Consider the following 11,347-nt stretch of genomic DNA (forward strand, 5'->3'; position numbering starts at 1 on the left):
CTCACGCACCGTGTCCTCCGTACCCTCACTCCGCACCGTCCGCAAGCGCGCCCGCAGTCTCGGGCGCGGTGACCGGATCTTCTTGACCGTCATCATCGGCATCCCGCTCGCCGCTCTGCTCTTCTTCGTCTGGCTGCCCGCACTGGCCTCGCTGGCGCTGTCCTTCACCACCTGGGACGGCATCGAACTGGCCGACATCCACTGGATCGGCCTGGAGAACTACAAGGAGATCTTCACCAACTACCCGCCGTTCTGGCCCGCGGTGCAGCACAACGTGATCTGGCTGCTGTTCACGGCTCTGCTGCCCACACCGTTCGGCATCTTTCTCGCCTACCAACTGGACCGGAAGATCCGCTTCACCAGGATCTACCAGACCGCGATCTTCCTGCCGATGGTGCTCTCCCTGGCCGTCGTCGGCTTCATCTGGGAGATCATCTACAACCCGGACACGGGGCTCCTCAACGGCATCCTGAACTCCCTGGGATCGGGCGAGCACATCGACTGGCTCGGCAACCCCGACCTCAACCTGTGGGCCGTACTCGTCGCTTCGGCCTGGCGGCACACCGGTTACATCATGATCCTCTACCTGGCCGGCCTGAAGGGCTTCGACCCGGCGCTCAAGGAAGCCGCGTCGCTCGACGGGGCCAACGGCCGCCAGACCTTCCTGCGGGTGGTCTTCCCGGCCCTCAAGCCGGTCAACATCATCATCCTGGTCGTCACGGTCATGGAGTCCCTGCGGGCCTTCGACATCGTGTACGTCCTCGGTGGCGGTGTCGGCAGCAAACCCGGCATGGAGCTGCTCTCCCTGCTCATCACCGACAACATCATCGGCGAGTCCAGCCACATCGGTTACGGGTCGGCTCTCGCGGTCATCCTGCTCCTGGTCTCCCTTGCCGCCATCGGGACCTTCCTCGTCCAGACCATCCGCAAGGAGGACCAGTGACCACGACCGTGCCGCGTCCGGCCTCCCGTCTGCGGGCCGGGCGAGAGACCCCGTCCCACGACGGCCCCTCGAAGCCCCGGAGCCAGGCCGGCCGCCACGTGATGCTGGGCAGCATCGCCCTGCTCTGGCTCATCCCGCTGCTGTGGGCGATCTACACCTCGCTGCGTCCCTACTCGGACACCGCGAAGAACGGCTATCTCTCCTGGCCGCACAGCCTGAGCCTCGGCAACTTCACGGACGCCTGGGAACAGTCCGGGATGCCGCACTTCTTCTGGAACTCGGTCCTCATCACCGTTCCGGCGGTCCTGGGCACCCTGCTGTTCTCGGCGGCGGTCGCCTTCTTCGTCTCCCGGTTCGACTTCCGCTGGAACATCGTCCTGCTGATGCTGTTCACCGCGGGCAACCTGCTGCCGGCCCAGGTCCTCATCACCCCGCTGTACAAGCTGTACCTGCTGATCCCGCTGCCGTACTGGATGACCGATTCCCTGCTCCTGTACAACTCGATCTGGGGCATCATCTTCATCCACATCGCCTACCAGTGCGGGTTCTGCACCTTCGTCCTCAGCAACTACATGAAGACGATCCCGAAGGAGATCTCCGAGGCGGCGCTCGTCGACGGTGCCCAGGTCTGGCGGCAGTTCTTCCAGATCATCCTGCCGCTGTGCCGCCCGGCGTTCGCCGCCCTGGCGACCCTCGAATCGATCTGGATCTACAACGACTTCTTCTGGCCGCTCGCGCTCATCGAGACCGGCGACAAGCGGCCCGTCACCTCCGCCCTGGCCAACCTCCAGGGTGCCTACTTCACCAATCCCAATCTGATTGCGGCCGGAGCATTGATGACCGCGATCCCCACGCTGCTGGTTTACTTCGCGCTCCAGCGCCAGTTCATCAGCGGACTCACCATCGGATCGGGCAAGGGCTGAGCCGCCTCCCGACCGCAGGGGCAAGAGCCGCCCCGCACCAACCGCCCCCGCAGCCCACCGTCCCAGGAGGTCCGACCCATGCGGTCATCCTCGTACACCGTCCTGCCCGCAGCGGCCGTTCGCTCCGGCCGTCGCTCCATAAGAACCGTGGTCGCCCTGGCCTTCACCGCGAGTGTCGCGACGGCCTTCCCGGCTGCCCATGCCGACACGCCCGCCGAGCCCGCCGGTGCCGCCACCATCGCCGCCAAGCCGTACATGGGCTGGTCGAGTTGGAGCATGCAGTCGTCGAAGTACCCGGGCCTCAATCCGGACGGTGACTACAGCTACCTCACCGAGAAGAACGTCCTGAAGCAGACGGACGCGCTCGCCTCCAAGCTGAAGAAGTACGGCTACGACCATGTGAACATCGACGCCGGCTGGTGGATGGACAAGAGCTGGAAGACCCAGTTCGACCAGTACGGCCGGCAGACCCCCGACCCGGTGCGCTTCCCGCACGGCATGAAGTCGGTCGCCGACCACATCCACTCCAAGGGACTCAAGGCCGGCATCTACCTGCCCGTCGGCCTGGAGAAGGGCGCCTACGGCGACGGCAAGACGCCGATCTGGAACGCCCCGGGCTGCACCACCGCCGACATCGTCTACTCGGACCTGCGCACCACCAACGGCTGGGACAACGCCTACAAGATCGACTTCGGCAACGCCTGCGCGCAGAAGTACATCGACTCGCAGGCGCAGCTGTTCGCCGACTGGGGCTATGACTTCCTCAAGCTGGACGGCGTGGGCCCGGGCTCGTTCAAGACCGGCGACAACTACAACAACGTCGCCGACGTCGCCGCCTGGAACAAGGCCATCGCCTCCACCGGCCGCCCGATCCACCTCGAGGTCTCCTGGTCGCTCGACATCGGGCACGCCGCCGACTGGAAGAAGTACTCCAACGGCTGGCGCATCGACACCGACGTCGAGTGCTACTGCAACACCCTTGTCAGCTGGGAGAATTCGGTCAACGACCGATGGGACGACGCCCCGGCGTGGAGCCGCAAGGCAGGCCCCGGCGGCTGGAACGACCTCGACGCCATCGACGTCGGCAACGGCGAGATGGACGGCCTCACCAAGGCCGAGCGGCAGAGCTACATGACGCTCTGGGCCATCAACAAGTCGCCGCTGTTCACCGGTGACGACCTGACCAAGCTGGACAGCTACGGCGTCTCCCTGCTCACCAACAAGGAAGTCATCGCCGTCGACCAGAACGCCTCGCCCGTGGCGCGTCCGGTCACCTCGGTCGGCGACCAGCAGGTCTGGGCCACCAAGAACGCCGACGGCAGCTACACCGTCGCGCTGTTCAACCTCGGCGACTCGCCGGCCTCGGTCACCGCTCACTGGGCCTCCCTCGGATTCACCGGCAAGGCCTCCGTGCGCGACCTGTGGAACAAGTCGAGCCTCGGGACCCACAAGAACAAGATCACCGCTGCCCTGCCGGCGCACGGCTCGAGGCTGTTCACCATCAAGCCCGGCGGCAGCGCCCTCGCGACCACGAGCTACGAGGCCGAGGCCGCGGCCAACACCCTGTCGGGCAACGCCTCCGTCGCCGGCTGCGACGCCTGCTCCGGCGGCAAGAAGGTCGGCAACCTCTACACCGGCGGCAAGGTGCGGTTCAACGACGTCACGGTGAAGAAGGACGGCATCTACACCGTCAAGGTCGCCTACGTCAGCGGGGACGCGCGCTCGGTGACCGTCTCCTCCAACAGCGGCAACGGCACCAGCCAGAAGCTCCCCTCCACGGGCGACTGGAGCACGGTCGAGACCGTCAGTGTCCAGCTGGCGCTGAAGGCCGGGACCAACACCATCACGTTCGACAGCGGCAGCGGATACGCCCCGGACATCGACCGGATCGTCGTTCCGAAGTCCGTCTGACCGACCTGCTTCCCGCGGGGCCCGGTGCCCTGACCCCCGGCCCCGCGGGAGACCGACCCCGCCCCGACGGCTCCGCACCGTCGTTCCCGCATGAGCCGCTCCCGGATATGGAGTGCACCAACCGTGGACAACCAGCACATAGCACCTCGCGACAACAAGCCCAGCCGCAGAGGCTTCCTCGCTCTCGCCGCCGGCGCCGGCGCGGCCGGAGCACTCGGCGGTCTGCCCGCCTTCACCGCCTCGGCCGCCCCCTCCCGCCCCACCGAGTCGCCTCTGCTGTCCGCGGCCGACGCCGCGAAGAACCAGCTGTGGTGGCAGGCCCCCGGTTCCTCCGGGTCGATGATCGAGCAGGGACTGCCGGTCGGCAACGGCCGGCTCGGGGCGCTCGCGAGCAACGACCCGTCCAGCGAACTCCTGATGATCACCGACGCCACGCTGTGGACCGGTCATCTCAACGACAAGCTGCAGAGCGACGGCCAGTTCCCCTACGGGCGCGACGACTTCGGCTCCCTGACACTGCTGGCCAAGCTCACCGTGGCCATCCCGGACCACGACCTCGGCAACGTCAACGACTACCGCCGTACGCTCGACCTGGCCCAGGGCCTCATCAGCACCTCGTACGACATCTCGGGCGTGACGTACCAACGGCAGATCTACGCCAGCCGGCCCGACGACGCCATCGTCCTGCACTTCTCCCAGCAGGGCGGCGGCTCCTACACCGGCACCGTGTCCCTCGCCGGCACCCACGGCGAGTCCACCACCGCCAACAGCGCAGGCCGCTATGCCTCGTTCGGTGCCTCCTTCGCCAACGGCCTGAAGTACGGCGCCGCCGTCACCGCCCGCAGCAGCACCGGCCGGGTCCGTGTCGACGGCACGTCGATCTCCTTCAGCGGCTGCAAGGACCTCACCGTCGTCGTCAGCGGCGGCACCAACTACGCGCCCGACGCGGCCAAGAAGTTCCGCGACACGTCCGTGGTCCCCGAGCGCCTCGCCCGGACCAAGGTCCTGAACGCGGCCGGGCACTCGGCGAGCAGCCTGCTGCACACCCATGTCGCCGACTTCCGCGCGGTGTTCGGGCAGCTGGACATCAACCTCGGCAAGTCGTCCGCCGCGCAGCGCGAGCTGGACACCTGGGAGCGGCTGCAGGCCCGCCACCGGGACGACGTGCCCGACCCGGAACTCGAGGCCGCCTACCTGCAGTTCGGCCGCTACCTGATGATCTCCGGATCGCGGGGCAGCCTGCCGATGGGTCTCCAGGGCCCTTGGCTGGACGGCAACGACCCGGACTGGATGGCGGACTACCACACCGACATCAACATCCAGATGAACTACTGGATGGCCGACCGGGCGGGCCTGTCCGACTGCTTCGACGCCTACACGGACTACTGCCTGGCGCAGCTGCCCGCGTGGACCGACGTCACCCAGCGGCTGTTCAACGACTCCACCAACCGCTACCGCAACTCCAGCGGGAAGATCGCCGGCTGGACCGTGGCCATCTCCACCAACCCCTATGGCGGGGGCGGCTGGTGGTGGCACCCGGCCGGCAACGCCTGGCTGTGCCAGAGCCTGTTCGAGCACTACGAGTACACGCAGGACCGCGCCTACCTCAAGAAGATCTACCCCCTCATCAAGGGTGCCGTGGAGTTCTGGGAGGCCCGCCTGATCACGACGACCGTCACCGACGCGTCCGGGACCAAGCGCGAGGTTCTGATCGCCGACAGCGACTGGTCGCCCGAACAGGGTCCGCTCGACGCCAAGGGCATCACATACGCCCAGGAACTGGTGTGGAACCTCTTCGGCAACTACCGCACCGCTACCGAGGTGCTCAAGAAGGACACCGCCTACCGCAAGACCGTCGACGGCCTGCGCAAGCGGCTGTACCTCCCCGTGGTCAGCCCCAAGACCGGCTGGCTGGAGGAGTGGATGTCGCCCGACGACCTGGGCGAGACCACGCACCGGCACCTCTCCCCGCTCATCGGGCTCTTCCCCGGCGACCGGATCCGTCCTGACGGCTCCACGCCGAAGGACATCGTCGACGGTGCGACCGCCCTGCTCACCGCGCGCGGCATGAACAGCTTCGGCTGGGCCAACGCCTGGCGCAGCCTGTGCTGGGCGCGGCTGAAGAACGCGGAGAAGGCCTACCAGCTGATCGTCAACAACCTGAAGCCGTCGTCCAACGGCAGCAACGGCAGCGCCCAGAACCTCTTCGACATCTACGAGGTCGAGCAGGGCCGCGGCATCTTCCAGATCGACGCCAACTTCGGCACCCCCGCCGCGATCGTCGAGATGCTGGTCTACTCGCGGCCGGGCCACATCGAGCTGCTGCCCGCGCTGCCCGAGGCGTGGGCGGCCTCCGGCTCGGTTTCCGGTGTGGGCGTCCGCGGCGGCTTCGTCGCGGACCTCAGCTGGAAGAACGGCAAGGTCACCCGGGTGAAGCTGAAGAGCGTCGGCGGCCGCACCGCGACCGTCGTCGCCGGCGGCGGTTCCAAGAAGATCAGCCTCAAGCCCGGTGAGTCCGTCACCCTGCGGAACCTCGGATGAGGGCCGGCCGGAACGGACGCCGCGCGTTCGGTGTCGTCTCGGCGCTGCTCCTGGCGGTCTGCGTGCCCCTGACCGTCTCCTCGGTGGCGCAGGCCAAGGGGCCGTCGCAGCCGCGACAGCAGGCCCCGGTCCGTACGGCGGCCGCCCCGGCCGCGCCCACGGCCAAGCACTCCGTGGTCACCTGGGGTGCGAGTGCCGACCGCCAGGGCGCCGGGCCCGCCGACCGCAGTTACCGGCTGATCGTGCGCACCAGCGTCGGCGGCACCAACATGCGCATCCGGCTGTCGAACGCGTTCGGCGAGAACCCGGTGACCTTCGCGAGCGCGTACGCGGGGCTGCAGAAGCAGGGTGCGCAGCTGGTCAGCGGCTCCAACCGGAAGCTGACCTTCGGCGGGGCCGCGTCCGTCACTGTCCCGGCGGGCAAGACCGTGCTCAGCGATCCGCTGTCCGGGAAGCTGGCCGCCCAGGCGAATCTGGTCATCAGCCTGTACGTGACGGGCGCCCAGGGGCCGACGACCGGTCACGGCATGGCGATGCAGACCAACTACGCGACCGCGGGCAACCACGCCGCCGAGGAGGGCGCGGCCAACTGGACCGACCCGATGGGCTCCTGGTACTGGCTGGACGCCGTCAACGTCGAGACGTCCTCGACGATCGGCTCCGTGGTCACCTTCGGCGACTCCATCACCGACGGCTGGGCCTCGACCACGGACGAGAACCGCCGCTGGCCCGACTACCTCTCCCGCCGACTGCAGGCCGCGTCCGGCAGCACGGTGAAGGGCGTGGCCAACGAGGGCATCTCGGGCAACATGGTGCTCTCGGACGGCGCGGGGCAGGCGGCGCTGAACAGGATGCAGCGCGATGTGCTCTCCCTCGCCGGAGTGCGCACGGTGTTCCTGTTCGAGGGCATCAACGACATCAAGTCCCACAGCGGTGTCACGGTGGACGACATGATCGCCGGCTATCAGCAGATCATCGACCGGGCGCACGCGGCGGGCAAGTGTGTCGTCGGCGCGACCGTCATGCCCTTCAAGGGCTGGTACGAGTACGACGCCGCGTCGGAGGCCGTGCGCCAGGGTGTCAACGACTGGATCAGGAACAGCGGCGAGCTCGACGCGGTGACGGATTTCGACAGGATCACCCGTAATCCGTACGACCCGCAGCTCATCCTTCCGTTCTTCGACGGCGGCGACCACCTGCACCCCAACGACAAGGGAATGCAGGCCATGGCCGACTCGGTCGACCTCGCCGCCCTGAACTGCGACCGCTGAGCCACCTGACCCACCCCCCACCTCATGCCGTCCCGCGTCCGCGGGGCGGCATGAGCGTGTCCGCGGGCACGGGAGTCGATCCGGCGACGGCAGGACGCCGGACGCCGGAGTCCGGGGCATCGCCGGTTCGCCCGGACCTCGATGAGATCGCCTACGCTCTCGACCATGACGGTGCTCGGAGTCGACATCGGTACCTCCAGCAGCAAAGGCGTGCTGGTCGGCGAGGACGGGGCGGTCCTCGCGACGGCGACCCGGCCGCACACGGTCGACCGCCCGCGGCCCGGACAGGTCGAGATGGACGCCCGGATCTGGTGGGACGAATTCGTCTCCCTCGCCCGGGAGTTGGTGAGCGAGGGCACCTCCGTCACCGCTGTCGGCGTCAGCGGCATGGGGCCGTGCGTGGCCCTGGCCGACGAGGCCGGCGAGCCGCTGCGCCCCGCGATCCTCTACGGCGTCGACACCCGCGCCACCGCTCAGATCGCCCGGCTGGACGCCGAGTTGGGCCGCGACGCCGTCCTGCGCCGCTGCGGTTCCCTGCTGTCCACCCAGGCCGTCGGTCCCAAGATCGCCTGGCTCGCGGGCCACGAACCGGACGTGGTGGCCAGGGCCCGGCGGCTGTACATGCCCAGCTCCTACCTGGTCCACCGGCTGACCGGCGCGTATGTGCTCGACCACCATTCGGCGAGCCAGGCCGTGCCGCTCTACGACTCCGTCGCCCAGGACTGGTACGGCCCCTGGGCCCGCCGTATCGCACCGGACATCGAACTGCCGCCGCTGCGCTGGCCCGGCGACATCGCCGGACACCTCACGGCGGAGGCGGCCGCCGCCACCGGGCTGCCCGTCGGCACCCCCGTCGTCACCGGCACGATCGACGCCTGGTCGGAGGCGCTGAGCGTGGGCGCCCAGCGCGTCGGGGATCTGATGCTCATGTACGGCAGCACCATGTTCCTGATCAACACGGTCGCCGAGCGGCTCCTGGTGCCCCAACTGTGGAGCACCGTAGGGGCGTTGCCCGGAACACGGAGTCTCGCGGGCGGTATGGCGACCTCCGGAATGATCACCGACTGGCTGCGGCAGCTGTTCGGCGCGCCCGACCACTCCGCGCTGCTCGCCGAGGCCGAGGCGTCGGGGCTCGGCGCACGCGGCCTGCTGATGCTGCCGTACTTCGCGGGCGAGCGGACACCGGTCGCGGACCCGGACGCACGCGGCGTCATCGCGGGACTGACCGTGGAGCACACGCGCGGCGATCTGTACCGCGCCGCCCTGGAGGCGACCGCGCTGGGAGTTCGGCACAACGTCGAGGCGATGCGCGCGGCCGGCGCCGACCTCCGCCGTGTCGTGGCCGTCGGCGGCGGCACCCGTGGGGGTCTGTGGACGCGGATCGTCTCCGACGCGGCCGGCCTGGAGCAGGAGGTGCGCGCCGTCACCCTCGGGGCGAGCTACGGTGCCGCGTTCCTGGCCGCGAGCGCCGTGGGCTCCCCGGACATCGACGCCTGGAACCCCGTACGGGAAACCATCACGCCCGACCCTCGTCTCCGCGCGTCCTACGACGAGTTGTACGACCTCTATCTGCGCCTGTACCCGGCAACCCAGGACATCGCCCACGCGCTCGCCGTCCGCGGGCGCGACACGAGCGGCGCACCCCCGCGTTGACCACTGTCGCCTCCAGGGCCGAAACAGCACGGCCTCCCGGGCGTACGAGCGGGATCATTCGTCGTCGGCCTCCATCGTCACGTCCACGTCGATGACGCCCTCGTCCTGGAACAGGTCCGAGCCCAGCCTTCCCACGTCGGCGGTGCCTTCCAGGCGCAGCAGGACGCGCGCGGCCGGGTCCGTGCCTCCCGGCAGCCGGTCGACCCTGACCTGCAGAATGCGGAAGCCCCGCCGGGTGCACTGCTCCATCAGCCGGGGCAGCAGCGCGGCGCCCGTGCGGTAGGTCAGCCGGATCTCGGAGGTGGTGGCGGAGGTGGCGGGGGACAGCCGGGCGACGAGCGGGGGATAGCCGCGCACGACGAGGAAGTGCAGGGCGGTGGTGGCGACGGCGAGGACCGGCAGACCGCCGCCACAGGCCATGCCGACCGCACAGGTGAGCCAGATGGTGGCGGCCGTGGTGAGTCCGCGCACCGCGTCCCGGCGTACGAAGATGAGGCCGCCGCCGATGAAGCCGATCCCGGAGACGATCTGCGCGGCGACGCGGGAGGGGTCGAAGGAGACGTTGTCCAGGCCGAGTACGTCGGTGAAGCCGTACTGGGAGATCTCCATCATCAGCGCGCTGGCGATGCCGACGAGGGTGTGGGTACGCATCCCCGCGCTCTTCTGCTGGGCGGCCCGCTCCCAGCCGATGAGGCTCGACAACAGCAGCGCGAGCCCCAGTTCGGCCAGCTGACGCAGGCCCTGTCCGTTGCCCACGTCCCACAACGAGACCACCGGCTCCCGCATGCTCAACCTCCCCAGCCGTAACCGCCGTACCGACTTCCGGTGCGCCTACCCCGCTTCGGCCCATTCCTGTCAGAACCCTTGACCGACGGTGGCGAGGCGCCCACAGTGCTCACTCATACGCATTAGTGATGCGCATCAGTAATACGCATCAGTGGTCGGTGCGGCGGTCGTGCCGGGCCGGGTGAGGAGCATGGTGGAGCAAGTGGAGCAACCCAGGAAGCGGTCCGGGCGCGGTCGTACGCCCACGGCGGCCGGACGCGCGCCCCGTCCGCGGCAGGCCGAGGTCGCCCGGCTGGCCGGGGTCTCCCAGGCCACGGTCTCGATCGTGCTGTCGGACAAGGCGCAGGGCGCGGTGATCTCGGCGGAGACACGGCAGCGGGTGCTCGACGCGGCCCGTAGCCTCGGCTACGTGCCGGACCCCGCCGCGCAGCGACTGGCCGCGGCCCGCAACAACCTCCTCGGCGTGTTCAGCTTCACGGCCACCTTCCCCACCGATGTGCAGCACTCGTACTACCCCTTCCTCGTCGGCGTGGAGCAGGAGGCCGCCGCGCGCGGCTACGACCTGGTGCTCTTCACGGGGTCGAGCTCGGGCGGCGCGGGGGCCTCCGGGCCCGACGCGCTGAGCAGGGTCCGGCTCGCCGACGGCTGTCTGTTCCTCGGCCGGCACGCGCCGGTCGCCGAGCTGAAGCGGATGGTCGCCGACGGCTTCCCGGTCGTGCACCTCGGACGGCGCGACGAACTCGAAGGGCTGCCCTCGGTGGGCGCCGACTACGTCAGCGCAAGCGGCGAGGTCGTCGGGCATCTGGCGGCCCTGGGCCATCGCCGTATCGTGCTGATCCGCGAGGACGACGACGCTCCGGCCTCGACCGACCGGCAACAGGGCTTCCTGGAAGGGCTGGAGGCGGCCGGGCTGGCGGGCGGGCCCGGAGCCGTCTTCCGCACGGCCGACCCGGAGAGGGACCTCACCCCCGAGCGGTTGCGCCGCTGGCTTGCCGAGGGTGTCACCGCGTTCGTCGCGGAGGAGACCGACACCGGGGCCGCCTGGCGGGCCCTCCGCGGGGCCGTGGACGCGGCCGGCCTCAGCTGCCCCGACGACCTGTCGCTCGCCCTGCTCGGCAGTCCGCCCGCCGATCTCGCCGCAGGACCGCAGCCCACCGGATTCGACATCCCCCGGCCCGAGTTGGGTGCGGCCGCGGTCCGGCTGCTGGCCGCCCGCGTCGCCGGGGAGGAGGCCGAGGAACCCCTGGTCGCCTGCGTCTTCCGGCCCGGTACGACCACGGGGAGGCCGCCGGAGCAGCCCTGACCACCGCACCCCTCCG

8 protein-coding genes are annotated in these 11,347 nt (G+C 69.5%); 7 read left to right on the forward strand and 1 reads right to left on the reverse strand.

The window, feature by feature from the left end; genetic code table 11:
* Positions 1–10: 10 nt before the first annotated feature.
* From ACFVYF_RS20505 to ACFVYF_RS20530, 6 genes are all read left to right on the forward strand, one after another.
* Entirely contained in the window at positions 11–943 is a 933-nt protein-coding gene (locus ACFVYF_RS20505) for a carbohydrate ABC transporter permease (RefSeq protein ID WP_389457193.1), read from the forward strand.
* Positions 940–1,866 carry a carbohydrate ABC transporter permease gene (locus tag ACFVYF_RS20510; RefSeq protein WP_389457195.1) on the forward strand — a complete coding sequence of 309 codons (927 nt, stop codon included), beginning with the start codon at positions 940–942 and terminating at the stop codon, positions 1,864–1,866. Before ACFVYF_RS20505 ends, ACFVYF_RS20510 begins: the two co-directional genes overlap by 4 nt.
* Positions 1,867–1,944: 78 nt before the next feature.
* Positions 1,945–3,777, forward strand: coding sequence for an alpha-galactosidase D (locus ACFVYF_RS20515; RefSeq protein WP_389457197.1), 1,833 nt, complete (start codon positions 1,945–1,947; stop codon positions 3,775–3,777).
* 123 nt (positions 3,778–3,900) lie between these two features.
* Positions 3,901–6,318, forward strand: coding sequence for a glycoside hydrolase N-terminal domain-containing protein (locus ACFVYF_RS20520; RefSeq protein ID WP_389457199.1), 2,418 nt, complete (start codon positions 3,901–3,903; stop codon positions 6,316–6,318).
* Positions 6,315–7,589, forward strand: coding sequence for an SGNH/GDSL hydrolase family protein (locus ACFVYF_RS20525; RefSeq protein ID WP_389457201.1), 1,275 nt, complete (start codon positions 6,315–6,317; stop codon positions 7,587–7,589). The genes ACFVYF_RS20520 and ACFVYF_RS20525 overlap by 4 nt, the downstream gene beginning before the upstream one ends.
* A 165-nt stretch (positions 7,590–7,754) precedes the next feature.
* Entirely contained in the window at positions 7,755–9,242 is a 1,488-nt protein-coding gene (locus tag ACFVYF_RS20530) for an FGGY-family carbohydrate kinase (RefSeq protein ID WP_389457203.1), read from the forward strand.
* 54 nt (positions 9,243–9,296) lie between these two features.
* Here ACFVYF_RS20530 and ACFVYF_RS20535 read toward each other — a convergent pair whose 3' ends face one another.
* The gene (locus ACFVYF_RS20535) at positions 9,297–10,028 is read right to left on the reverse strand and encodes an MgtC/SapB family protein (protein ID WP_389457205.1); all 732 of its coding nucleotides are present in this window, start codon (positions 10,026–10,028) and stop codon (positions 9,297–9,299) included.
* A 190-nt stretch (positions 10,029–10,218) separates the two neighbouring features.
* On the opposite strand from ACFVYF_RS20535, the gene ACFVYF_RS20540 reads away from it, so the two are divergent.
* Positions 10,219–11,331: a LacI family DNA-binding transcriptional regulator gene (locus ACFVYF_RS20540; protein WP_389457206.1), complete on the forward strand. Its 1,113-nt coding sequence runs from the start codon at positions 10,219–10,221 to the stop codon at positions 11,329–11,331.
* Positions 11,332–11,347: the final 16 nt, after the last annotated feature.

The organism is Streptomyces sp. NPDC058274, from assembly GCF_042881375.1.
In the GTDB taxonomy this organism is placed as follows: domain Bacteria; phylum Actinomycetota; class Actinomycetes; order Streptomycetales; family Streptomycetaceae; genus Streptomyces.

Bases quoted from the DNA above. Each gene is read 5' to 3' on its own strand.
- ACFVYF_RS20540 (WP_389457206.1), top strand. From the start codon at position 10,219: ATGGTGGAGCAAGTGGAGCAACCCAGGAAGCGGTCCGGGCGCGGTCGT.
- ACFVYF_RS20530 (WP_389457203.1), top strand. From the start codon at position 7,755: ATGACGGTGCTCGGAGTCGACATCGGTACCTCCAGCAGCAAAGGCGTG.
- ACFVYF_RS20535 (WP_389457205.1), bottom strand. From the start codon at position 10,028: ATGCGGGAGCCGGTGGTCTCGTTGTGGGACGTGGGCAACGGACAGGGC.
- ACFVYF_RS20515 (WP_389457197.1), top strand. From the start codon at position 1,945: ATGCGGTCATCCTCGTACACCGTCCTGCCCGCAGCGGCCGTTCGCTCC.
- ACFVYF_RS20525 (WP_389457201.1), top strand. From the start codon at position 6,315: ATGAGGGCCGGCCGGAACGGACGCCGCGCGTTCGGTGTCGTCTCGGCG.